Here is a 25,370-nt window from a genome sequence, read left to right as displayed (position 1 = left end):
AAGAACGGCCAACGGGCCGCGGGGCAGATGATGCAGATCAGATGCCGGAATCGGCATCGACCTGCATGACATAGACGTTCCGTCTCAGCGCCCTGGCCTGGGAGCGGGAGATGTCGCCGGCCTCGAGCATGTCCTGCACGATGCCGAGCTCGATGCCGTAGCTGTCGCGCTTGACCTCCTCGGCCTTGCCGACCGCGGCGGCCGAACCCTCCACGTTCGGCCGGGACCTCAGCGACGCCTCCGCGCGACGGTAGTCGAGGATCAGCGCCGAGCAGAACTCGGTGTTGTACCGGTCGCGGCTCATCTCGTCCTCGAGCATCGCGATCACATGCTCGATCGCCTCCACCTGCAGCCGGCGCGTGCGCGCGAAGATCTGATCCTCGCTCACCAGTGGCGCGGTGCGGCGGATGCGGTTGATCGTGCGTTTGACGAGGTTCATCGTCCGATGCCGCAGCCCGCGCATGCGTCCGCCGATCTGCCAGCCGAGTTGCCAGCCGATCCGCCCCCTGCCGATCTGAGGCCCCTCGTTCGTGTGACGCAGCGCGTTCATGATCTGGTCGAGCATGCGCTCGCACGCCTCGACGTTGAGCTCCTGCACGGCCTTGTCCGGATCGGGATGCGCCTTCGCGCCGCGCAGCCGGTCGTGCACGAACTCCTTCTCCCAGTTGAGCGCCTGGATCTGCAGGCGACTGTATCCGGCCGGATCGAGCGCGCCGATGCGATGCTTCAGACGGCTGATCCGCTTCGTGTACGAGTCGATCACCATAAGCACCGCGCGACGGTTCTCCGGCGTGATACGCCCCGTCAGCTCCTCGACCGTGCGTCGCAGCACCTCGATCGTGATCTCCGTCAACTCCCCGTCATCATCCTTCGCGCGATACGGCGCGAGCAACGGCAGCAGGAAGTTCGCGAGCAGCAGCGTCAGGATGATCACGCCCGAGGCGATGAAAATCAGTTCGTCGCGCATCGGGAACGCCGTGCCGCCGGACAGCGCGTAGGGGATCGTGAACATCAGCGACAGGGTGATCGTGCCCTTCGGGCCGCCGAACGTCATCACCGCGGCCGATCGCCAACGCTCGGCGGTCATCGGGCGGCGCAGTCCGGTGTTCACGTCGCGCGCGATGCACAGCATCGCCACGATCCAGAGGAATCGCAATCCGACCGACACGGCCGTGACCAGCAGAATCGCCGTGACGAGCATCCGGTTGCTCACCCACGGGTCGGACCAGCTCGTGCGCATCGCGCCGGGCAGCAGCATCCCCAGCAGGATGAACACCGTGCCGTTGAGCGTGAACGACAGCACGCCCCACACGCTGGACGCCACGATGTTCGTACGCGCCACGTTCGGGCCGACGCCGGTGCGGTCGAAGCGCACCAGCAGGCCCGCCGCGACCACCGACAGGATGCCGGAGACGTGCACCTCCTCCGCGCCCAGATAGAGGAGGAACGGCAGGAACAGCTCCATCAGGATGCGCGTGGTCGTCGTCTCCCAGCCGAGGGAACGGATCGACTCGAACAGCCAGTTCGCGGCGAGCCCCACCACGAGGCCGAACAGCGCGCCGCCGATGAACGACAGGACGAAGCGGACCGTGGCCTCGCCCACCGCGAACTCGCCGGTCACCGCGGCGGCGATCGCGAACTGGAAGCCGACGATGCCGGAAGCGTCGTTGAACAGCGATTCTCCCTTCAAGACGCCGCGTTGACGCAGCGTCAGCGACGCCTCCTTGCCGAGCGAGGAGACCGCGACCGCGTCGGTCGGGCCAAGCGCCGCACCCAGGGCGAGGGCCGCCGCCAGCGGGATCAGCGGCCAGAGCGCGTGCAGGACGAAACCGACCGCCACCATCGTCGCGATCGCGAGTCCGATCGCCAGAGACAGGCTCAGTTTCAACGATTTCAGCAGCGCCGACTTGTCGATTTCATGCGCCTCGAGATACAGCAGCGGGGCGATGAACAGCACCATGAACAGCTCAGGGTTGAGCTGCACGTTGGGGAAGAACGGCAATTGCGAGGCGACCGCGCCAAGCGCGATCTGCACGAGCGGGGTCGAGACCTTCGGAATGAAGCGGCTCAGGAACGAGGACAGCACGACGGCCGCGATAATGCACAGTATCAGTTGGACAACACCCATAATCCCCTACGTTCCTCGACCGCCTCTTGACTGCTTCTTGACGTTTGTGCGCCGTTTTGCGCCGTTTGTGTGCCGTTCCGCATCGATTCGCGATGTTTCGCGTCGTTCCTCGCGCGGCTCTCCCTCTCGCTTGTGCACCCCGCGCTCGCGCGCTCGCCGGCGCAGGGAAGCGCTGCACAGATTATAGAAAAGGCGTTAGGAAAACGTTAAGCGTGTGGCGGAGCGGGAGGGGAGGGAATGGCCCGTAGACTTGGGGCTCATGAGTTCCATGCTGCTCGATGAACTGAACGATGTGATGGGCGAGGCCCTCGCGCTGGCCGCGCTCGCGGCCGGGGCCGGCGATGTGCCGGTCGGCGCGCTGGTGCTCGATGCATCCGGAGCAATCATCGGCCGGGGATACAACACGCGCGAAGCCGGCGGCGACCCGCTGGCCCACGCCGAGGTCATCGCGATGCGCGCGGCCGCCGAGGCCCGCGGGGGAGACTGGAATCTTGCCGACTACACGCTGGTCGTCACACTGGAACCGTGCCCGATGTGCGCCGGCGCGTGCCTGCAGACGCACATCGGGCGCATCGTGTTCGGCGCGTGGGACGCCAAGCTCGGCGCTTGCGGATCGGTGTGGGACATTCCGCGCGACCCGCATATCGGCCACACCCCCGAGGTGATCGGCGGCATCCGCGAGGGGGAGTGCGCGCGCATCCTGTCATCCTTCTTCGCCGGGCGGCGGGGTAGCGCGGAGTCGGGGCCAGCGGATCCGCGTGCGGTAGAGCCGATCTGATCATTCGAGCGGTGCTGTCGGAGCATATCTCTCTTATGAGGGGTACTTTTCCGTATTTGCGGAGCTCTATCTCGCTTGTGAGGGGTACCGAGGTGAAGTATCAGAGGCCCAAAATGGCTTTACCTCGTTGCGGTTAGGGCGTTTTGGACGCTGTATATCCGGCGTGGGTACCCCTCGTAAGCAAGATAGAGGTCCGGAACAACGGAAAAGTACCCCTCGTAACGCAGATATGCGGAAAGTCGGAAGAAAACTCACTCATCACTTCCAACTAACGTTCAGGAAACTTCCAGAGGCGGCGCTTTTACTCTTAGGTAGCAATACGAACCGGCGATGCGATTGCTGTAGAGAAACCCGATCCGCCGGTCATATGAAGGAGCAAACGATTATGGCTGATGAGCAGAACAACTGGGCCCCGCAGGGTGGCCAGAACGCGCAGCCGCAGCACGACGCGCAGGAAACGCAGCACATCCCGTCCCCGACGAACGCGGGAACCGCAGGCAACGCGGGCGAGCAGCCCACCGAGACGATCTCCCCGGTCGCCGCAGGTGCCGGTGACGGCACGGACCGCACGGATCACACGGATCGCACTGTGCCGATCGCGACCGCCCAGACCTCCGCCGACGAGGTGAAGCCCGATTACGCTTCCGCCGCGGGCGAACAGACTGTGGTCTCCTCGAAGCCGGTCGCTTCGACTGCTTCGGCCTCGGCCTCGTCCGAGCAGCCCACCCAGTCCCAGCCGGCGTACGGCCAGTACCGTCCGGCGCCGGAATACGGTGCCTACGGCCCGGTCCCGACGCCGACCCCGGCTCAGAACGGCCAGAGCAACCAGCCCGTCGGCCAGCCCGGCCCGTTCGCGAACAACGGTCAGCCGGGTCAGCCGGGCCAGCAGCCGCAGTACGGCCAGAACGCCGGCTTCGGCGGCAACCCGTTCGGTGTCCCCGGCGCGTCCAACACCAACACCTCCGGCAACCCGTTCGCCGCGCCGAATGGTGCGAATGGTGCCAACGGCTCGAACAGCGGCGCGGGCAACGGCGGCAACGGCAACAACAACGGTGGCCCGTTCGGCGGCTTCAACCCGTTCGGCGGCCAGAACGGCCAGAACGGCCAGCCGAACCAGCCCGAAAACGGCCAGTTCGGCCCGCAGCCAGGCTCCCAGCCCGGCGCCAAGTCCTCCACCGGCACCGGCCGACTGATCCTGACCGGCGTGGTCGCCGCGCTCGTCTCCGCCGCGCTGTGCCTCGGCGTCGGATACGCCGCCATTACCTCGGGCGCCGTCCGCGTGCCGACCACCAGCTCGCTGACGAACGTCGACTCCAGCACCTCCGGTTCCGGCACGGCCACCGCCAAGTCCGGCGAGGCGCCCGACTGGCAGGCCGTCGCCAAGCAGGTCTCCGGCTCCGTGGTCTCCATCCAGACCCAGCTGTCGAACGGCACTGCCAAGGGCTCCGGCGCGATCCTCGACAAGGACGGTCACATCGTGACCAACAACCACGTGATCTCCGGCGCGCAGCAGATCCAGGTGACCCTCTCCAACGGCCAGATGTATTCGGCGCAGGTCGTCGGCACCGACACCACCACCGATCTGGCGGTCATCAAGCTCGACAACCCGCCGAGCGACCTCAAGGCCGTCACGTTCGCCGATTCCGACAAGCTCGCGGTCGGCGAGAACATCATGGCCGTCGGCAACCCGCTCGGCTACGACGACACCGCCACCACCGGCATCGTCTCCGCGCTCAATCGCCCGGTGACCGTGATGGATGACGAGAACAACGACATCGTCACCAACGCCGTGCAGATCGATGCGGCCATCAACCCCGGCAACTCCGGCGGCCCGACCTTCAACGCGGCCGGCCAGGTGATCGGCATCAACTCGTCGATCGCCTCCACGTCCAGCTCGTCCTCGTCCAGCTCCGCCGGATCGATCGGCATCGGTTTCGCGATCCCGTCGAACCTCGTCAAGCGCGTCGCCAACGAGATCATCCAGAACGGCTCGGTCAAGCACGTCGCGCTCGGCATCACGATCACGTCCGACACGGTTGAGGCCGACGGCGTGACCCGCGCCGGCGCGAAGATCACCAAGGGCTCGTCCGGCTCCGCGGTCGTCTCCGGCTCCCCGGCCGAGAAGGCGGGTCTGAAGGAGGGCGACACGATCGTCGCGTTCAACGGCAACGCGGTGAGCAGTAACGCCTCCCTGCTCGGCTACGTGCGCGCCGCCGCCCTCGGCGACAAGGCGACGCTCACCATCGTGCGCGACGGCAAGACGATGGACGTCGACGTGACGCTCGACCAGCAGGAGGAGGCTGTCAACGGCTCCAACCGCTCCGAGTCGAGCAACGGCAGCGGCAACAGCGGCAGCAACGGCAACGGCGGCAACAGCCAGAACAACGGCGGCAGCGGCAGTGACGGCAACAGCGACGGTGGCAGCGACAGCTTCGGCTTCCCCTTCGGCTGGTGATCCCGCGCCGGACTCTGGCCAATACCCGGCCCCGGCTGGTCCGGTTGGTCCGGCTGGTCCGGTTGGTCCGGCTGGTCTGGTTACCCCCGGCCGATAACGGCGATAACGCCATAAAATGAAGCCCCGCGAGGCGTACCGAGCGATACCAATCCGCTCGGCACCCCGCGGGGCTTCGCCATCTCTTCCCTCCTGTTCAGGTGTTTGTTAGTTCGGCTCAAGTCCCGACTACTCCAGCAGCTTCAACCGCGCGTTGAGGTACTCGTTGATCACCTCCGCGCTGACCAGCCGGTTCGCGTAGATGCGGCGCGCGGACGACCCCGAAATCGAATCGAAATCGTTGCGGACCCGCATGAAATCAAGCTTGTCGGCGATCAGGCACGATGTGAAATTGTCGCGCAACGTGGTCAGGAACACCGGCATCTCCTTGTCAAAATAGGTCGCGGCAGTCGCGCCCGCGGCCGCCAGATACGAGCCGTATCCCTTGTGCCAGTGCCGCGGCGCGACGCAATAGCGCAGATGCCAGGCGTTGCCGCAGCGTCGCACGCCTCCCGCGCCGACGATCTCACCGTTGCGGGTGCACGCGACCCAGATGCCGAGCGCGTCGTAGACCCAGTCGGCGATCCACTGTTCCAGCATCGCGCGGGTGACGTCGATGTCATCGTGCGCGGACCCGGTCTGGTTCCACCAGACGCGCGGGTCGGAGAAGATGTCGAACAGCGCCGGCAGATCGTCCATCGTCGGTTTTCGCAGCGATGGAGGTCGCGGCTTGAGCCGCTTCTTCACTTTTCCCATGATTAATCCTTTCTATCTCTGCTCTTCTTGTCATTGATGTTGCTATTGATGTTGCCGGGGGTTGGCGGCACGTAGCGTTCCCCGAAACGTGTTCGTCAGGCGCAGGTTCTCAGTCTGCGCGGGGCGCGAACGGTTCGGATGGCGTCCGATGTTGGCGGAGTGATTCAGCGGAGGGCAGGGCGATGCATTGATCGACGACGATCGGCGTGTATCGGGGAATATGCGCCGACCGTGCACTCTGCCGGGTTTCGGCGCCCTGGCTGTGCTTCGATCACAGACCCTGATTGGTTGACGATTCGGCGGCGAACTTCGCTGATTCCCTTGTGGGGAGCGGTCTGAAGCATGATGCGCCGAGAATCGGAGTGTATGCAGCGTCATTGCGACGGCAATGCGCATGCATGCGTATGAAATTGTGTTCCATGTTGTGCATCTGGCGGAGATCACATGCCATGACCCCGATCAGATCGACAACACGCAATCCGAATAAGCGATCAGCCCACGAACTCCTTCGTTATCTTGGGTGCCAATATCGCTGTTTCCGTATGATAAATGTCCGCCCCGCCGAACGCTTTCCACCGTAGGACGCGTGGCGAGGAACGTAACTACATCGTTCACGATGTGACCCTGCCGTCGCAAAAACCTGACCATGGCCATTGGGGTATGTCGACATACGGCCACCGGTCGCACTTTGGCCGTCGGCCGCATAGCGATCAATGAATTTGGAAGCGGATACGGCGTGGGCGGGCACGGGCGCATCTGGGCGGTCGGACATAGTGGGATCGTGAATGGACATGGATGGGGTGAGTTCAGAGATGGACGCCTTGCTGGGGCGGTTCCGGTGAGCAGTGGGCTGGCGCCACCCGGATTGCGCTGTTGGAGGCAGCTAGAAGGGGAGCTGGGAAGGGTATCTCGCTTACGAGGGGTACTTTTCGGCTCTTGTGTACATCTATCTCGCTTACGAGGGGTACCTATGTGAAGTATCCGAGCCTGAAAACGGCTTGACCCCGTTGCGACCAAGCCATTTTTCGGCCTGTATACCCAGCGCAGGTACCCCTCGTAACGCAGATAGATGTCTGCAAACAGCGAAAAGTACCCTTTACAAGCGAGATAAGCGTGTACAAAGGCCTGAGCGTGTGCTCTGAGACGGTGTTCGGTTGAACCGCACCCTGATTATCGGACTGAAGTAATTCGGATTCGATGATCGGAAAGCGCGGTTTCTCATGTGCGGGAATCACAGGCGTCGTTATGACGATGCTTCCAGGAAGGCTGCCTCGGTCCTGATGTGCCGGGGTCTCGGGGCCAAGGCGCTGGTCCGGAGGTTCACATGCCGCGGCGGACCGTGGAAAATGAGTTGTGCCATACCGGGGCGGTGGGGAAGTGGCAGCGTTGGTGCTACTGTGCGGGGTAGTGGTCTGATCGCGCCGGTGCCCTCACGAACCGCGGTTTCACAGGCGAACGAGAGCGGGGCGATCGGACGGAACCGGGAGAAAGAAGGCGGCGTATGCGTCGTGATTGGTTGGGCAAGTCGGGTAACGGTCGACCGGATCGTAGCCGGTCGAATCAGCATTATGTGTCAGGTCCTCATATGTCGGGTTCGTCGGGTCGATTGCCGGGGCGATCAAGGCATGGCGTGATTTCCGCTGCGGTGGGTGCGCTCGCCGCCATCGCGATGATGATGCCGATGGCGTCGGCGCAGGCCGCCCCGCAGATCGCGGACGCGAATGCGGTTGCGAGTGCCGCAGCCGGTTCGGCGGTTTCCGCTGCTCCGATCGCAGACACATCCGCCGACGGCGTGCAGCGCGTCGCCAAAACCCACGAGCCCCAAGTCGAACAGCAGTCGTTCAGCGCGCCGGCCGCCGTGGCGCCGAACGGGGGAGATGTCTCGGGCGATGCGGGTGAGCACGGTTCCAGCAGCGGTGGCGAGTCCGGCGACAACGCCGTTGATCCTTACTCGCTGTCCGCCGAGCCGCGATCTCGCTCGGCCGAACCCCAGCAGGGTTCCGGTTCGTCGGCTGCCCCGGCATCCCCGTCCGCACCTCAGCCTCAGCCGGTGACCGTGTCCGCCGAGCTCTCCGGCCTCGCCACGGTCGGCGTGACGTGGAAGCAGCAGGACATGAAGGACGCGGACAAGGCGCCCACCTACCAGCTGCGCTACTTCCGCGACAACGCGTGGAGCGACTGGCAGACCATCCCCTCGGTCGATGACGACTTCGGCAAGATGGGCGTCAGCCCCTCCTACTACGTCGGCGACGCGACCAAGGTCGAGGCGCAGCTCACCCCGGCCGCCGGTCAGACCCTCACCGAGGCGAAGCTCGTCACCATCGACTCCGGCTATTCCGCAGTGGGCGACGCGCAGACCAGCGCCTACCGCAGTGAGAGCAGTGAGAGCAAGGCGGATACGACAGATAAGGCGAGTGTCGATGACACGTACCCTGTCGAGGAGGCCGGTGCGGTTCGGTCCGCCATTTCCGCCTCTACCACCGCAACCCCTACCGTCCGCACGGCCACGGCCGTCACCGCGACCGGGCGCATCCACACGCGCGAGGAGTGGTGGGTGCCCGGCAATCCGGCGATGACGTGGAGGCCGAAGCGCGACAGCCATTGGAAGGGCGCGATCGTGCATCACACCGTCGATCGCAATGATTACACGCAGGCCGAGGTGCCCGCGATGATCAACGGCATCTACCTGTTCCACAACACGCAGCGCGGCTGGGGCGACGTCGGCTACCAGCTCATCGTCGACCGTTTCGGCGGCATCTGGGAGGGCCGCGATGAGGGCGCGGCGAACCAGGTCGTGCCCGCCAGCCAGGTCGAGGGCGCGCAGGCGGTCGGTTTCAACCGTGACACGTTCGGCGTGGCGATGCTCGGCAGCTATCACCTCGATGTCGCCCCGACCGACGCGCAGATCGAGTCGACGGCCGCCGCGATCGCGTGGGAGTTCAAGGCGCTCGGCATCCCCAGCCCGTTCGGCACGTTCCAGTTCCAGGGCACGCAGCAGCGCGTGACCGGTCACGGCGACCCGAGTCACTACATCGGCGGCGACCTCAATCACACGCTCTGCCCCGGCCAGCAGGTGTGGGATCGCATGGAGATCATCCGCGCGCGCGTCCTCGGCTACATGATCCGTCCGTCCGGCATGCCGGCGGTCAACGTACCGAACGGCGCGTACTACATCAACTCGGTCGCGAAGGATTCGTCCAGCATCGAGATTCCGGCCGATGCGACCGCCGACGGCGTGCGCACCGAGCTCCACTCCGCCACCGGCAAGGCCAATCAGCAGTTCACGTTCACGCGTCAGCCCGACGGCAGCTACGAGATCACAAACGTCGCGACCGGCAAGGCGCTCGACGTGGCCGACGCCCGCGCGTGGAACAACGCGGAGGTCCGCCAGTGGGCGCCCGACGGCACCGCCGCCCAGCATTGGTTCATCCGCGATTCCGGTTCCGGCTACTACCTCCAGTCCGCGCTGGGCGACTACGTGCTCGACCTGAGCAACGGTCGCACGGCCGACGGGTCGGTCGCGGCCCTGTACAGCCCGAACGGCTCCGCCGCGCAGAAGTTCGGTCTCGCGTCGGTGAACGCGGTCCTGCCGATTGACAAGGATGTGCGCATCGAGTCGGCGCTCAAGTCGAATCTGGTGCTCGACATCTCCGGCGGATCGCGGGCCAACGGCGGTGCGCTGCAGGTGTACGGCGCGAACGGCACCGGCGCGCAGCGGTATCGCCTGAAGCTGGTCGGCAACAACGTGGTCGAGATCCGCAACGTCGGATCGAACAAGGTGATCGACGTGCCCGGCAACGGCACCGCGAACGGCGTGAAGCTGCAGCAGTACGACGCCAACGGGTCGACCGCGCAGCACTGGATGGTGCGCGCCGCCGACGGGTCGGGCGCGAACGGCCTGGTCTCGTTCTACGGCGTCTCCTCCGGCAAGAGCTTCGACCTGCCCGGCGCCGACAGCCGATTCGGCACCCGAGTCCAGATCTACGCCGGCAACTACACCCCCGCCCAGCAGTGGCGAGTGATCCAATGACTCGGCCCCCTCTTGTCAGTGGAGCTGGCCCACGACGGCGACGGCCATGACCACGTTCTCGGCCCCCTCTGACGGGACGTTGCCGTGAAGCAAACAGCAGAGCTGTTTGTAGGCAACGTGCGAGCCGACAGGCGAGCCAGCATGATGCCGCGCGCAGCGCGTCCTCAATTACAGGACGGGCTGTCAGCCGTAGGCTGACTGGGGGAGAGACAGACAATCAGACAGAATGTTCACATTCTGCACAGAACAATGAACACGGCCCTTCGCACAGCCTGCTCGATCACCTACAGTGGACTGTGGAAAACGCTATTCGAAGGACCGATAGCGAGGAAGGCATAGGGGAAGAGGAATCATGCCCATTCGTACAACCGGCGACGGCAGGACCGGCGACGGCAACAAAACCGGCGCCGACCGCCGTTTCGGCACGCGCGCGCTGAAGCTGGTCGCGGCGGTGTCCGCGACTGTGATGGCCGTGTCGTTCGCGGCGCCGGCGTTCGCGCAGCCGTTGCGTGACACCGCGATCAACCCGATTAATCCGGTCAACCCGCAGTCTCAGCCGACGACCATTCAGGCGCAGACCTCCGCCACGGCCGATGTCGCGGCGGACGAGGCGATGCCCGGCAATCCGAGCGTCGAACTGCCGGACAAGGTCGCGAGCAGCATCCCGAACAGCGCGACCGTCGTGTCGGAGGATCACGCGGTCACCACGGACGGCAAGCTGAAGGACATCGAGACCGGCAAGACCGTGACCGACCCGAAGCTGGTCGGCACGGCGAGCAAGCAGCCCGATCCGCTGACGAAGACCGACGGCGAGTCGTTCATCCCGGTCGACGTCAAGGACGTGAAGACCGCGGTGAAGGACGCCGCCAAGGGTGAGTCCGGTGCGTCCGGCGAGTCCGGCGCGCAGGGCGACAACGCCGCCGCGTCGACCGCCGCGTCGACCACCGACGGCACCGTCACCCCCGCCGCCCTCGGCAACAACGAGTACGGCGCCCACTGGGGCAACTACAACGGCATGCAGGCGTTCTTCGACGCCGGCAACAACGTGTTCGCGAAGAACGCGAAGGGCGTGGTCGACGTCTCCGAGTGGCAGAACACGATCGACTGGCAGGCCGCGAAGGCCGCCGGCGTCGAGGGCGCGATCGTGCGCATCGGCTACGGCTGGGGCAATGGCTTTGACAAGCAGGCGCAGCGCAACATCAGCGAGCTGAAGCGCCTCGGCCTCCCGTTCGGCATCTACCTGTACTCGTACGCGTACGACACTGATACGGCCGCCAAGGAGGGCGCGAACGTCGTCAACCTCCTCAAGAAGGCCGGCGTGAGCCCGAGCGATCTCGCCTACCCGGTGTACTACGACCTTGAGGCGTGGTCGTGGGCCGGTCACGCGCATCCGACCGATCCGAACGTGTACAACGCGATCGTCAACGCGTGGTACGGCCAGCTGCAGTCCGCGGGCTACAACAACCTGTCCGTGTACTCGTACACGAGCTACCTCAACGGCCCGCTCAACAACGCCAATATCCACGCGAAGACCCACTGGGTGGCGCAGTACGGCGGTTACATGGGCTTCCAGAACTGGTCCACCAAGGTGCGCGGCTGGCAGTACACGTCCGGCGGTTCGGTCGCCGGCATGAGCGGCAGGATCGACCTGAACGCGTTCGGCACGACCGACGGCTCGCCGGCCGCAGGCGGCAATGGCAACAGCGGTTTCAGCGTGACTCAGCTCGATCAGGTCACCATCCCGAACGGCACGTACTACATCAACAGCGGCCTGAAGGACTCCTCCAGCGTCGAGATCCCGGGCGCGAGCACCGCGAACGGCGCGGCGACGAAGCTGTACGGGTACAACGGCACCAAGGCCCAGCAGTTCACGTTCACCAAGCAGTCCGACGGCACGTACGAGATCAGGAACGCCAACTCCAACAAGGCGCTCGATGTCGCAGCCGGAGCCGCGGGCAACGGTGCGACCGTCCAGCAGTATGACGCCAACGGCTCCAAGGCCCAGCGTTGGATTCTGCGTGATGCCGGCAACGGCTACTATATCCAGTCCGCGCTCGGCAACTTCGTGCTCGACGTCGCCGGCGCGAGCACCGCGAACGGCACGCAGGTGCGCCTGTGGACGCCGAACGGCTCCGACGCGCAGACCTTCATCACCCCGTCCGCCGGCGTGGCCGTGCCCGGCTCGGACGTGATGACCGCCATCACCTCCGCCGTCGACTCCAAGAAGGTCGTCGACGTGCCCGGCGCGTCCACCGCCGACGGCGCCCGCCTGCAGGTCTACGATTCCAACGATTCGATGGCCCAGCGATTCCGCTTCGCGCAGATCGGCAACGGCGTGTACGAGATCGTCAACGTGAACTCCAACAAGGTGCTGGAGGTCGCGAACGGCTCGTACATGGACGAGGCGCCCGTCCAGCAGCGCACGAGCGACGGTTCGCGCCGCCAGCACTGGCAGGTTCGCGCCGCGGGCAACGGCAACGTGACGCTGCTGAGCGGCCTGTCCAACAAGGCGCTCGACATCCCCGCGGGCAACGCCGCGAACGGCGTGCAGCTGTGGGTGTACACGTACAACGGTTCCGCCGCGCAGCAGTGGAAGCTCGACAAGGAGAAGTCGCTGCGTGACGTGCTCGACGCCGCGGCCGCGTCGCACAAGGGCGATCTCGCCGACGGCACGTACACGATCGCCTCGGCCGCCAAGCAGTCGATGGTCCTGGACGTGAACGGCGGTTCGAAGGCCAACTACGGCAACGTGCAGATCTACACGTCGAACGGCACGCCCGCCCAGCGTTGGAAGGTTACGCACGACGCCAAGGGCTACGTAACCTTCACCAACGTCGGCTCCGGCAAGGTGCTGGACGTGAACGGCGGTTCGGCCGACAACGGCGCGAACGTGCAGCAGTACTCGTCCAACGGCTCGTGGGCGCAGAAGTGGATCGCCGTCAAGAACTCCGACGGCACGCTCACGTTCCAGTCCGCCGTGACCGGCCAGCGCGTGATCGACGTCTGGGCCGGAGCCACTGCCAACGGCACCAACGTGCAGGTCTACGCCTCCAACGGCACCAACGCCCAAAAGTGGGTAGTGAAGTAAGTAGTGAAGTAAGTCCGCTGCTGAGCGCCAACTGAAAAAGGGTCGGAAACCATTCGGTTCCCGACCCTTTTCCTGTATCTCGGCCCCCTTGTCAGGGGAGCTGGATGATCGACACCGGTATGCCGAGCAATCACCTCTCGGCTCCCCTTGTCAGGGGAGCTGGCCCGCGAAGCGGGACTGAGGGGTAGTCCAGCGATGCGAACTATAGGCGCGTTCTACTGCCTCTCCCGCCTCAAATACGCAAACCGATTCGCATCCACGATAAACACCTTCCGATCATTCTTCGCCATCACATCCAGAATGATCCCCGCGATAATCAGCAGCAACCCCGCGATCACCAGCATCACCGCGCCGATCAGCGTGGGGAACCGCGCGACCATGCCCGTGTGCACGAACTCCATCGTGACCGTGCCGCACAGCGCGACCCCGATCAGCCCGAGGATCACGCCCAGCCCGCCGAAGAACGGCAGCGGCTTGTACTCGCGGATCATGCGGAAGATCGTCGACAGCACCTTGATGCCGTCGCCCACCGTGTTGAGCTTGGACACCGAGCCGGCCGGGCGATCGCGGTACTGGATCGGCATCTCGAACAGGCGCAGGTTGTTGTTGAGCGAGTGGATCGTCATCTCGGTCTCGACCTCGAAGCCGCGCGAGAGCACGGGGTACGTTTTGACGAACGTGAACGAGAACGCGCGGTAGCCGGTCATGATGTCGGTGACGTGCGCGCCGAACAGTCCGTTGATCGAGCCGCGCACGAGCCGGTTGCCGAAGTTGTGGAAGGGGCGCTTGTTCTCCTGGAAATATGTGGAGGAGAGGCGGTCGCCGATCACCATGTCGTAGCCCTCGAGGACCTTGGCGACCATGTCCGGCGCGGCATCGGCCGGGTACGTGTCGTCGCCGTCGGCCATCACGTACACGTCGGCGTCGATGTCCTCGAACATCGCGCGAATCACGTTGCCCTTGCCCTGACGTGGCTCGCGCCGCACGATCGCCCCCTCCGCGGCCGCGATCGACGCGGTCTTATCGGTGGAGTTGTTGTCGTACACGTAGATGTCCGCGTGGGGGAGTGCGGCGCGGAAGTCGCGCACCACCTTCCCGATCGTCACTTCCTCGTTGTAGCAGGGCAGCAACACGGCGACGGTCGGATTCTTCGGTTCTTCAGGCTGAGGCATGAGCCCCACTATAGCCGCCGCGGGGGAAAGCGTTCGCCCACCTTGCTAAGGTCATATCCCGGAGTCAGGAAGGGAATCGCATGCCAGAACAGACACCCGCACACGCCAGCCATGTCAGGAAGAAACCGCGCATCATCGGCTACGACATCGCCAAAAGCCTTGCGATGCTGTTCGTGGTGATCCTCCACTACTCGTTCTACACGCGCTACTACTCGTCCGGCGTCGCGGGCACGCTGCTGACGACCCTGTGCGTCGCGTGCGTGCCGCTGTTCTTCGCGGTGAACGGCGCGTTGCTCCTGCCCCGCCCGCTCGACGTCCGCAAGCACTTCAAGAAGACCCTGACGATCGTCGCCGTGCTCGCCGTGTGGAAGACGATCGTCGCGCTGTTCTGCGTGTTCGTCGACCGCTCGCACCCCGCCCCGATCGGCACCCTCGTCAAGGATTTCCTCCGATTCCAGCTTGGCGGCGGCTTCGGCGAGTATCCGGTGGGCTATTTCTGGTTCATGAACGCGCTGCTCGCTGTGTATCTGGTGTATCCGCTCGTCAAACTGGTGTTCGATGATCCCGGCCGCATCGCCCTGCGCACGGTGCTCGCCGTACTGTTCGCGTTCACGGTCGGCAAGGACACGCTCGTCGTGCTGCTCGACATGCTCGGCGCCGCCACACACCACGAGTTCACGTCGATCCTCGGCGCTCTCGACCAGTTCTACATCTTCGGCTCCTACGGCTATGTGCTCCTGTACTTCATGGTCGGCGGTCTCGTCGCCCGCGCGATGATGCCCGAAGGACTGAAGGGCGGCGTCGACGGCATCCGATGGCCGTTGCGTTCGATCAGCCGTCCAGTCGCCGCGCTGCTGGTCGTCCTCTGCTACGCGGTCTCGTTCGGCATCCAGCGCTTCCAGCACGCGACGAAGGGAACGAACCTGACCATCGACTACGGCTACTGGCTGCTGCCCACGTTCGCCGCGACTCTCCTCGCGCTGATGCTGTGCCTGACGGTCAAGGGCACAGGAGACAAAGCCGCTCCGATCCGCGCGATCGTCGAGACCGTCGGCAGGAACACGTTCGGCATCTACATGCTGCACATGATCGCGATCGTCCTGTTCGCCAAGTCACAGGCGCATCCCGCGCTCGCCGCCGTGTTCGAAGCGCATCTGAACAGTGGCGCGATCACCACCCTCCTCAACATCGCATGCGTACTGATCCTCTTTGCCGCTTGCCTCGCCGTCTCGGTGGTCTTGAGGAGGATCCCCGGCGTGCGTACCCTGTTCACGGTATAGATTCGTAGAGGAAACGACCCGAGAAGGAACAATGGAACAGACTGAACTGCGCGATCACGTCGGACGCGACAATGCCACCGGAAGCGGCCTCGCCGCCTTCCTGCGCGACCGCTGGCCCCTGATGCTCATCTCCGCGATCCTGGGCCTCCTCGCCGCCGCCTGCGACATGCTGCTGCTCACGGATCACCTGCGATTCTCGTTCCAGTACGCGTTCCGATTCGTGATCTACTCCCTGTTCCTGTTCGCACTGTTCATGGCGGGCGACTGGCTGGTCGGCTGGATGAACCGCCATTTCGAGCGCGACTCCCGTGACACCTCATCCCGCGCATCCCGCGCACCTTACGCACAGAGTACACAAAGCAGAATCGAACTCAAAGGCCAGCACCACTTCGAGTTCCCTTTCACCCGCCGTGGCTTCCTTGGTTCCCTGGGCGTCATCTACCTGTGCTGGCTCCCGTATCTGATTCTCACCTACCCTGGCGTGATCTGGTACGACACCCAGCAGCAGCTCCAGCAGTTCTTCGGCATCCCGAACGTGTTCGGCGACGGCAGTCACCTGTCCGACCACCACCCGGTGTTCGACACCCTGATCTTCGGTTCGTTCGTCAAGTTCGGCAATCTGATCGGCTCCGGCAACGTGGGCGTGTTCCTGTACGCGATCGTCCAGTCGCTGATTACCGCGTCCACGCTCGCCTTCACCGTGCTGTATCTTCGGCGGATCGGCGTGCCTCGTCAGCTGTGCAAGGCCGCGATGCTGTTCTTCGCGCTGTTCCCGATCTTCCCGATGTATTCCAGTGCGATGGTCAAGGACGCCGTGTTCCTCCCGTACTTCCTGCTGTTCTCGCTCTGCTTCGTCGAGACCGCGCGTACGAAGGGTGATTTCCTGCGCAAGCCGTGGGCGCTGACCGCGTTCATCGTGTTCGCTGTGCTTATGGCCCTGACGAAGAAAACGGGACTGTATGTGGTGATCGTCGCGTGCGTGGGATTGCTGTTCTTCCTGGCGAAGGGCATGAAAACCACGAAGGCCGCGAATGACGGCGATACCCGCACGAAGGGCGATGCCGCATCCGGCACAGGCAGGGGAATCCGTCTTCGAGCCTTCCTTCCCGCCCTCATTACCGCTCTGGTGATGATGGTCGCCCTCCCCAAGGTCGTCTTCCCGGTCGCCGGCATTCAGGAGGGCGGCAAGCAGGAGGTCCTCGGCATCGCCTTCCAGCAGTCCGCGAGACTTCTACGCGATCATCCGGACAAGGTCAGCCCGCAGGACAAGGAGGTGATTTACCACGTCCTCGGCCGCGACGTTGACAAGCGCTACGAGTGGTGGGCCACGGACAGCGTCAAGGGTTACAACTGGGACGACGAGAAGAACCAGTACCTTGGCGACTACATGAGGGTGTGGGTCAAGGGTTTGGTCGAACATCCGGGTTCGTATATCGAGACGTACCTCGCATTGGAACAAGGCTGGCTCGGCGCTCCTGAGACAATGAAGGACGGGAAGGTTCGGAACGTCTCCAATGTGTATGCGTTAGGTGCATCCCACTCGTTCGCGGAAGCGGGCCAATTAGGAGTATCCGTCACGAGAACGACCGCTATCCAGTTCGTTCAGCAAACCATGGACTGGTTCGTCAGCTCATTCATCGCTCAGCTCCCCTTCTCTAGGGCACTCTGGGCCACATGGCTTCCAGTATTCCTTGTTTACGAGTGTCTGCGCCGCCGCAAAGACCGCTTCGCATGGCTCCTGCCGATGCTTGCCACCTTCTTGTTCCTCTGGGTTTCCCCGACAAGCGCCACGATCGAAGGCATGCGATACCTGATTCCCATGATCTACGTGACGCCCTTGTCCCTCTCCTGCCTCCTATCTCGAAACAAGCACCACTGTTGAGCGCGCGCTATGGCCCCCTCTGAAGAGGGGGCTGTCAGCCGCAGGCTGACTGGGGGAGAGACCGAGTAGCTAAAGGCTGCAAAAAATACAGCATCGGCAAAGCCGATACCATACTCACCGCATCACACCAAAAATCCACTGATACAGAGGCAGAGTAACAATTCCCGCCGTAAACCGCTCGGAAGCTCGACGTGCCCTACGCTGAGCCTCCGCCAGCAATCCCGGCTCACCAAGCAACCCCTCAATGGCATCGGCAAGTGCGGTGGGATCTCCCGGCTTCACATAAACCACTCCATCTCCGAGCACACGCCTCTGCGGTGCCGTATCCGAGGTGATCACCGCACACCCGGCCGCCATCGACTGGTACACCTTGTTCGGCACTACATGCAGCCCCTTGGACGTCGTTGAGAAGATGCCCAGCGAGATCGCGTGTGAGGCGACCAGCGCGGGCAGATCCTCCGGCTCCACCCACTCGCGGAACTCCACGTTATCCAGTCCGTTCGCGATCGCGCGGACCTTGACGTAGTCCTGTCCCTTGCCGATAAGCGTGAAATGCGGGAACAGCCCGCGCGAAGCGAGCTCACGAGCGGCCTTTGCGATGACCGGTACGCCCTGCAACGGCGTGTACAGCCCGTAGAACACGATGTCGTTGGTCCGTTTCACAGCTCCCGAAGCGACTCTCGTCACCTCGGCATCCCCGGCCTTATACCACTCCGCCGGCGCCCCCACCGGAATGACCATCGTCCTGTCGCTCGGCCGGCACATGAGCTGATGCTCCTGCGTGTCCAGCAAGGTCAGAGTCGCCGCGTTGATCGCCATGCGATCGAGCCGGTTGAGCAGCCATACCCTAAGCCCGTGCGCACCGCGATCCTTGGCCGTATCGCCCGCGAAGATCATGTGGTCGAGGATGATCGGCACCCCGCGGAACAGGTGATGCGCCAAGAGCACGTCGAAGTGCCCCATATAGCCCACGAGCACTGCGTCCGGGCGTTCGTGTCGCCTCATCCACGCGCGCGCGTCACGCCGCAAGGAATGCCACAGAACGAGCAGGTCCCACCCAAAGCCGAACAGCTTCCACGGCTTGCGCAGAATATCGACCCGTTGCGCGGTCGACAGAGCCAGCGGATGGTTGATCTCGGTCACCTTGCACCCGTTGGCGCGCAGGCCATCGATCAAAATGCCCACACGGGGATGCCGGCGCACGTTGTACGTGCCGAACGCCAGTACACGCGGCTTACGAACAGACTGCTGCGTCACTCCTTGGCGCCCTCACCTTCTTCATTCACGGAATTGTTGGACTCAGTGTCTTCGATGGCTCCGACTTCCGCGGCGTCCGCGGTATCGGAGGCCTTCTTCACTCCCAGCTGTGACACATAATCCGTCAGCCCCATCGAGATCCCGCTGTAGCCGCCCCACTCGTCCTGCTGCGCCCATACGCGCTGGCTCTCGCGGCAGTACATGAGCTCCTTGGTCCGCTCCAGCTCGTCCTCGACGAGCTTGCGCTGGATGCGCAGCACCTCGGAGATGATCTGCAGTGCCACACAGAACGCGGACAACATGATCAGGGCCACACCCGCGAGCATCGACTGCAGGTGACCCGCAGAGGAGCCAGAGAAGAAATACACGAGATACCGCACGAACGGGATCAGTCCGAGCACGCCGAAGACGATCGCCGCCCACTTGAAGATCACGTTCGCCTTGAACATGAGGAAGCTGCGGATGATCGCGCCGCCCGACTTCGCCATGTGCTCGAAGATGTTCGAAAACAGTCGCGATTCGCGCGTCTTCGGGTTCGTCTTGATCGCGTACGAGGTGATCGCGATGCGCTTGTTGCCTGCCTGGATGATCGTCTCCATGCAGTAGCTGAACTCGGTGACGATGTTGAGCTTCAGCAGGGAGTTCTTCGAGTACGCGCGGAAGCCGCTGGCCGCGTCCGGGATGTGCGTGCCGGCCGCGAGGTTCACCACCCATGAGCCGAATGCTTGCATGCGGCGCTTGAACCAGCTGAACTCCTTGATGGTCGCGGTCTGGCGGTCGCCGACCACGATATCCGCCTCGTGCCGGATGATCGGCTGCACGAGATCGCCGATCGTCTCGCTCGGGTACTGGTTGTCGCCGTCCGTGTTCACCACGATGTCGGCGCCGTGTTTGAGTGCGTAGTCCACACCGTCGCGGAACGCACGCGCCAGGCCCATCGGCTTCGCGTGATGGACGAAGTGACGGACCCCCAGCGAGCGGGCCACCTCCACGGTGTTATCCGAGCATCCGTCGTCGATGATGAGCAGTTCCACCTCGTCGACGCCGGGGATGGTCTTCGGCATCTTCTCCAGCACCAGCGGCAGGGTCTGTTCCTCGTTCAGGCAGGGTATCTGTATGAAGACGCGCATGGGCTTCCTTCTTAGGCGTAAGGGCGGTTCAGGCTCAACAGTGCCACATCGTACTCAACTGGTTGAACTTGCAGAGTTGAACTTGCGGAGCACCCATTGAATGCTTATGAACGCCCCGCTAAATAGCCGGTTCCGAGTTGTTAAGTCGCGCATGTACCATCGGTCTCGATTCTTAACGGTATTCAAGGTCCAAGAATGGGTAGAGAAGATGTCTGCATGTAACACGGCTCAACCAACGCGATCAGAACGATCGAGATCTCGCCGTTTCTGTTTCCTGCCAATAGATCGAAACGCGAGGATTGCCGCGCTCGCAGTCACGGCCGGATTGATCATCCTTCTGCTGTACGTCTACAGCCCGGTTATTTTCGGCAACTGGAACTACTCGTACACCAACTGCCTGTACCGTTGGAAGCCGTTCGCCTCCGAGAACGTGGCCACGAAGGGCTTCTGTTATACGGACATCACGGACAACGTGCTGCCGATCGCCTACACCACGTTGCATCAGGGGCTGATCACCGCGTGGGTGCCGACGTTCAGCATCGGCGCGCCGATGACCGTGAACCTCTACTTCTCGCCGTTCAACTACCTGTACCTCTTGCCGTTCGGCATCGCAATGCCGCTGATCGCTATCGCCAAGATCATCATTGCGTTCCTTGGCATGTATTTCTTCCTGCGTCAGCTGGGATACACATCCCGAGGCGGATTCATCGCCGGCACCACGTACGCGCTCTCCGCCGCGATGGTCGCATGGCGGGGCTGGCCTCACACCGAGGTCGGTGCGTGGGCGCCATTGCTGTTCCTCGTGCTCGACAAGCTCGTCAAGGAGCTGCGCGTCAAGTACATCGTATGGACGGCGATCCTCACCTTCCTTATGCTGATGGCCGGCATGCCGACGTTCGCCGCCTACTTCTTCTACCTCGGCTTTGCCTATGCGCTGTTCTACACATGCCGCATGTACTGGGGGCGTTGGCGTCGTTTCGCTGCTACATTGGCCGCTGGTATCGGTGCGGTCGGGTTTGGCGCGATCATGTCTCTGCCGTATACCGGCGAGCTGCTTACGTCGGTCGGATCGAACGGATATTCCGACTCGCGCTCAACTTTGAGCTCTGTCGGACTGTCTGTGGAACAGATCAAGACCATGTTCTTCCCGTTCATGACCACCCAGAACACGATAAACAATCTGGAAAGCATGCTCTATACAGGTGTGCTGGCCATCATCACCGTGGCATTCACCGTCGTGCGTTTCCGTAGTAAGCCTCGCGCGGGCTTTTTCGCCTGCTCCGCCGTGATTGTGGCCGTTCTGCTTTTCTCGCCGGCCTTTGACATCGTATTTACGCATCTGCCGATGATCGACACTTCGCCTAAGTTCCGCATTATCATTCTGCTGAATTTCTCGCTTGCGGTGCTGCTCGGCATCAACATGGATGATTTGCTCACCCGTGTGATCGACACGATGCGTGAGCGGCTCGTGGTGTGGGGTGTCAGCGCGTTGGCATTCGTCGTGTACCTGTATGCCGCGTTCAAGACCCGTGGCACGCCTTTGGTATCGGAGAATAACGTCGAATTCGGTCCGCTTCAGCGACGCATCGCGTATATTACAGTGGCCGTGTTCGGAGTGGTTGTGCTATGTCGTACGTGCCTGCCTGCACTATTCCGTTTCGTTGCCGTTCGAAACCGTGAAAGGGATGCCGCTGTCACGTTGACGTCCAAGGTGATGTCCGTATTGTGTACGGTGGCGCTGTGCGGTGTTGTGATGGTCGACACGGGCTATTTCGCCATAGAGTATCTGCCACTCACTCAGAAAGGCTCCTCGGCGGTCCCTCAGGTGACCTCCACGATCAAGTACCTGCAGGACAACACGAGGAACGGCGAGAAGATCGTCGGTAAGAACGTGGATCTGCCGGTTGATTCAGCTATGTTCTACGGTCTTCGTGACATTCGTGGTCATGGCCTGAGCATGACCAATCCGGACATCAAGGCGTACTACACGGCGATCGACAAGAGCGCGTATGAGGCGAGTCCCACGAACACGGTGTTCAAGAATGTGAGCAACGAGAACCTGCTGCGCTATCTGGGCGTCAAGTTCATCGTGAGCAGTGAGACCCAGGAGAACGATCCTGAATACTCCAGCGGTGAGGGCATGAAGACCGTGGGTGATGACGGTCTGCTCGTCAAGGAGCTCGACAATCCCGCTCCCGAAGTTCAGCTGGTGGATAACGTTCGGGTCTTCGAGACAAACGACGAGGTGCTGGCCGCGATGAGCAAGCGATACCAAGAGAACACCGTGTTCTTCAGCAGGGAATACGGCGCTCCTGAAGGTGTAAAGACCAGTGCCGCTGTTCAGGCCGAAAACGTCGATACGACGGCTGGAATTCGCAGCGTGGAGGAGACGGACAACGGAAACATGACGATTACGGTGTCCGGCGACAAGGCAAGGTATCTGTTGGTCAACGAATATGCGGCCGACGGATGGGTTGCAACGATCGACGGCCAGCGAACAGCTGTATACAAAGGCAATGGAATTCTTCGCGCCGTAACAGTGCCCGCGGGCGATCATACTGTCCGCTTCATGTATCAGCCGAGTTCATTAGGCTGGTTCATTGCCGCCACGGGAGTTGGGGCCATCATGCTGGTGGTCATGGTGGTGTTGCGCAAACGAGAGGATGGATTCCTCTCAAAGCTGTGAGACTTTGCTGAGAGATCAAATAGCCTCCAGAATGTCGTCAGCCTCCACAGACCGAAGCCTGTGGAGGCTGACGACACCGCGATGTCCCGAAAAGCGCAATGCGTTTGCGTCACGCATTACAACTGCAGGTACAAAACCCGTGCTCGCACACAAATCCTGCGCCTAGTTCCGAACGATAAAGCTATTCATGGACATGAAGGGGTCAATTAAGCGGGGGGGGGGCGTTCAGCGTGTCGCCATACGAGGAGTGAGTGGTGGATGCAGGGGATCGCCACGACACGCCGGGGTTATTCCTTTCGCTTATATGCGGCTGTAACAAATAGGAAACGTCGGCGAGGTCAATCCGGTGAGTGGCGACTGTTCATAGGATATGAGAGAGCTACGTAGACGCGCATGATTCCAAGGGAAAGACGTAGGAGGGTGCGGGCTGAACCCATATGCGGTCCACCTACTACACACAGCGTTTCCTGAGAATTTGCATGACGCAGGCTGATACGGTTCTTGGGACGATCGTGGGACGTTCTGCGAGAGCCAAGTTGACAATGTCCGGGGGGTAGGGGTAGAAAGTGACTTAGTCGGGATGGAGAAGGTCTCCATACAAAAACCCGATGTCCCTAGAAGAAAGGTTCCTGAATCATGACAGGAAACACTAAGGTCTGGCGCGCGCCGCTCGCGGGCCTCGCCTCCGTGGCCATGCTGGCCACGATGGGCGTGGCGGCCGGCACGGCCAGCGCTGCCACGGCGTCGGTGCCGAAGTACGACTTCAGCATCACGTTGCACGCGAATTCCCCGAAGGACGCCCCCGCGGCCAACGTGAAGGGGACGACCGGTGGCTTCGCCGCCACCGCCGACGTTGAGTTCAATAGCATCGACACCGACAACGACAGCAAGCTCGACGAGCTGTACTCCACGTCCTCCTACATCCTCAACGACGCGAACCTGACCGCCGCGGACTGGGTGTTCACGGGCTGGTACACGGGCGCCGAGTATGGTTCGGCGAAGTTCGATTTCAAGAACACGGTCGTCACCAAGCACATCGACCTGTATGCGCATTGGGCGGATCCGGACAATCAGGTGAACCTGCGCTTCCAGAAGAGGACGGGTGACCTGTTCGCCTCGCCGGCGTCCCCGTACGCCGGTGGCGACGCGGCGAAGACCCCGTTCGAGAACGAGGACGGTAACCAGTACCGTCTGACGGTGGCGAAGCAGGACGGCAAGATCGCCGCCTGGGAGCTGCCGGTGGACAAGGCGGACGACCAGAGGGTCGTGGAGCAGTGGAAGGCCGATCCGAGCGCGGCGAACGTGTCCAACCCGGTGGGCGCGACCGACCCGGTCACGCTGGAGGATCTGACGACCGGTTTCGACGGCAAGCTGAAGTTCGCCGGCAACGGCCCGTTCAACGTGTCCCTCGAGGCGCAGGACCCGGGCGCCAACGCGACCACCGTTAAGTACTACACCGTCAAGAGCTCGGCTCCGAAGAAGACGGTTGATGTGAAGTACGGCGAGAAGATCCCGACGGACATCGATCTGGGTGACGGCAGCACGCTGGCCGGCAAGTGGTACTACGTGGATTCCAAGACCGGTTTCCCGGCCCCGCTGGCTGACGGCGCGACCGCGAACGAGCAGTACGGCGGCACGCTCGAGCTGCTCGCCACGGGTGGCTCCACGTCCTCCTTCACCGTCACGTACCACGTGTACGTGAACGGCGTGGCCAAGACCGTGGCCACGGAGTACGTCGCGGCGGGCGAGACCGCGAAGGGCGCGTACACGCCGTCTCGTGATGGCGACTACACGTTCGCCGGCTGGTCGACCTCCTCTGACGAGTTCACCCAGGACGTCGTGGACCTCGGTTCGCTGAAGATCAACAAGAACACCGATCTGTACGCCGTGTGGAAGACCGACAAGGCGAAGGTCACGTTCGACTACCGCTACGCCGGCAAGAAGACCACCAAGTCCTACGCCGCCGGCGAGACGTTCGGCCTGCCGACCGACGTGTCCCGCGACGGCTTCAAGCTCGTCGGCTGGTACACGAAGAACACCGTCCCGACCGATTTCGAGTGGCTCAAGGTGTACGACAACTCCGTCCTCAACCAGCACGACGCCTTCAAGCAGGACAAGACCGTGTGGGTGAAGGTCGACAAGACCTACGCGGCCACCGCCGCGAAGTACCCCGCCGCCAGCGAGAGCACGGCCACCTACTACACGGCCGCCAAGACCCACGCCGTGTCCGCCTATGACGGCGACAAGCTCCCGGAGGACACGCTCCTGCGCATCACCCCGGCCGGACTTCTGCAGTACCAGAAGAAGACCGTGACCGAGACGGCGCCGGGCAAGTACGAGACCACGGCAACGTGGGAGGACGTCACCGACACGTTCTACGCGGCTTGGGAGGTCGCCGACAGCGATTCCCTCGCTCCGCAGGAGTCCGTCGTCCCGACGACCGACGCGTACGAGGTGAAGGACACGTCCCTGTGGACCGCGGACTCCGTGACCAAGGCGAACGCCGCCCTGAAGGCGTACGGCGCACACAAGGCGCAGCTGGGTGGCTCCGACGGCCAGCTGACCTCCGACGAGGCCGCCACGCTCCTCAAGGAGCTGCAGGCCGCCCAGGATCTGCTGGTGCAGCGTGCGACGACTCCGGTGGTTCGTCTGGTGCGTGACGGCGTGCACATCTACTCGACGGACGACAACG

General features: G+C 63.1%; 13 protein-coding genes. 8 read left to right on the top strand and 5 right to left on the bottom strand.

Annotated features, from left to right (window positions below):
• Positions 1-37: 37 nt before the first annotated feature.
• Positions 38-2,128, bottom strand: a complete 2,091-nt coding sequence (locus CSQ85_RS06580) for a Na+/H+ antiporter (RefSeq protein WP_150383401.1) — start codon at positions 2,126-2,128, stop codon at positions 38-40.
• Between the two features lie 259 nt (positions 2,129-2,387).
• Between CSQ85_RS06580 and CSQ85_RS06575 the strand changes: the two genes are divergently transcribed.
• Positions 2,388-2,906, top strand: coding sequence for a nucleoside deaminase (locus CSQ85_RS06575; RefSeq protein WP_395956480.1), 519 nt, complete (start codon positions 2,388-2,390; stop codon positions 2,904-2,906).
• A 385-nt stretch (positions 2,907-3,291) separates the two neighbouring features.
• Positions 3,292-5,361, top strand: coding sequence for a S1C family serine protease (locus tag CSQ85_RS06570; RefSeq protein WP_150383400.1), 2,070 nt, complete (start codon positions 3,292-3,294; stop codon positions 5,359-5,361).
• 225 nt (positions 5,362-5,586) lie between these two features.
• Here CSQ85_RS06570 and CSQ85_RS06565 read toward each other — a convergent pair whose 3' ends face one another.
• Positions 5,587-6,153 carry a GNAT family N-acetyltransferase gene (locus CSQ85_RS06565; RefSeq protein WP_150383399.1) on the bottom strand — a complete coding sequence of 189 codons (567 nt, stop codon included), beginning with the start codon at positions 6,151-6,153 and terminating at the stop codon, positions 5,587-5,589.
• A gap of 1,630 nt (positions 6,154-7,783) precedes the next feature.
• On the opposite strand from CSQ85_RS06565, the gene CSQ85_RS06560 reads away from it, so the two are divergent.
• A complete protein-coding gene (locus CSQ85_RS06560) occupies positions 7,784-10,183 on the top strand; it encodes an RICIN domain-containing protein (protein ID WP_190972929.1) in 2,400 nt (799 codons plus the stop codon).
• 466 nt (positions 10,184-10,649) lie between these two features.
• Positions 10,650-13,271 carry an RICIN domain-containing protein gene (locus CSQ85_RS06555; protein WP_449495014.1) on the top strand — a complete coding sequence of 874 codons (2,622 nt, stop codon included), beginning with the start codon at positions 10,650-10,652 and terminating at the stop codon, positions 13,269-13,271.
• Between the two features lie 215 nt (positions 13,272-13,486).
• On the opposite strand, the gene CSQ85_RS06550 is transcribed toward CSQ85_RS06555, so the two are convergent.
• Positions 13,487-14,443, bottom strand: coding sequence for a glycosyltransferase family 2 protein (locus CSQ85_RS06550; RefSeq protein WP_150383396.1), 957 nt, complete (start codon positions 14,441-14,443; stop codon positions 13,487-13,489).
• An 80-nt stretch (positions 14,444-14,523) separates the two neighbouring features.
• Here CSQ85_RS06550 and CSQ85_RS06545 point away from each other — a divergent pair, with 80 nt between their 5' ends.
• Together CSQ85_RS06545 and CSQ85_RS06540 are read left to right on the top strand one after the other, a co-directional pair.
• A complete protein-coding gene (locus CSQ85_RS06545) occupies positions 14,524-15,723 on the top strand; it encodes an acyltransferase (protein WP_150383395.1) in 1,200 nt (399 codons plus the stop codon).
• Positions 15,724-15,754: 31 nt separating this feature from the next.
• The gene (locus tag CSQ85_RS06540) at positions 15,755-17,605 is read left to right on the top strand and encodes a DUF6020 family protein (protein ID WP_150383394.1); all 1,851 of its coding nucleotides are present in this window, start codon (positions 15,755-15,757) and stop codon (positions 17,603-17,605) included.
• Between the two features lie 114 nt (positions 17,606-17,719).
• Here the strand turns inward: CSQ85_RS06540 and CSQ85_RS06535 are convergent, their stop codons facing one another.
• Both CSQ85_RS06535 and CSQ85_RS06530 read right to left on the bottom strand, forming a co-directional pair.
• Complete coding sequence (locus CSQ85_RS06535; protein WP_150383393.1) at positions 17,720-18,862, bottom strand: glycosyltransferase; 1,143 nt, start codon at positions 18,860-18,862, stop codon at positions 17,720-17,722.
• Complete coding sequence (locus CSQ85_RS06530; RefSeq protein WP_150383392.1) at positions 18,859-19,992, bottom strand: glycosyltransferase family 2 protein; 1,134 nt, start codon at positions 19,990-19,992, stop codon at positions 18,859-18,861. Before CSQ85_RS06530 ends, CSQ85_RS06535 begins: the two co-directional genes overlap by 4 nt.
• A gap of 325 nt (positions 19,993-20,317) precedes the next feature.
• On the opposite strand from CSQ85_RS06530, the gene CSQ85_RS06525 reads away from it, so the two are divergent.
• A complete protein-coding gene (locus CSQ85_RS06525) occupies positions 20,318-22,678 on the top strand; it encodes a YfhO family protein (protein ID WP_190972928.1) in 2,361 nt (786 codons plus the stop codon).
• Between the two features lie 636 nt (positions 22,679-23,314).
• A partial coding sequence (locus CSQ85_RS06520; protein WP_150383390.1) for an InlB B-repeat-containing protein occupies positions 23,315-25,370 on the top strand: 2,056 nt, incomplete at its 3' end.

The organism is Bifidobacterium rousetti, assembly GCF_008698235.1.
Lineage (GTDB): Bacteria > Actinomycetota > Actinomycetes > Actinomycetales > Bifidobacteriaceae > Bifidobacterium > Bifidobacterium rousetti.
This window is presented reverse-complemented; position numbering and strand designations above follow the sequence as displayed.

Excerpts from the sequence above, each read along its gene's own strand:
- CSQ85_RS06580 (WP_150383401.1), bottom strand. The coding sequence starts at position 2,128 with ATGGGTGTTGTCCAACTGATACTGTGCATTATCGCGGCCGTCGTGCTG.
- CSQ85_RS06575 (WP_395956480.1), top strand. The coding sequence starts at position 2,388 with ATGAGTTCCATGCTGCTCGATGAACTGAACGATGTGATGGGCGAGGCC.
- CSQ85_RS06570 (WP_150383400.1), top strand. The coding sequence starts at position 3,292 with ATGGCTGATGAGCAGAACAACTGGGCCCCGCAGGGTGGCCAGAACGCG.
- CSQ85_RS06565 (WP_150383399.1), bottom strand. The coding sequence starts at position 6,153 with ATGGGAAAAGTGAAGAAGCGGCTCAAGCCGCGACCTCCATCGCTGCGA.
- CSQ85_RS06555 (WP_449495014.1), top strand. The coding sequence starts at position 10,650 with ATGGCCGTGTCGTTCGCGGCGCCGGCGTTCGCGCAGCCGTTGCGTGAC.
- CSQ85_RS06550 (WP_150383396.1), bottom strand. The coding sequence starts at position 14,443 with ATGCCTCAGCCTGAAGAACCGAAGAATCCGACCGTCGCCGTGTTGCTG.
- CSQ85_RS06545 (WP_150383395.1), top strand. The coding sequence starts at position 14,524 with ATGCCAGAACAGACACCCGCACACGCCAGCCATGTCAGGAAGAAACCG.
- CSQ85_RS06540 (WP_150383394.1), top strand. The coding sequence starts at position 15,755 with ATGGAACAGACTGAACTGCGCGATCACGTCGGACGCGACAATGCCACC.
- CSQ85_RS06530 (WP_150383392.1), bottom strand. The coding sequence starts at position 19,992 with ATGCGCGTCTTCATACAGATACCCTGCCTGAACGAGGAACAGACCCTG.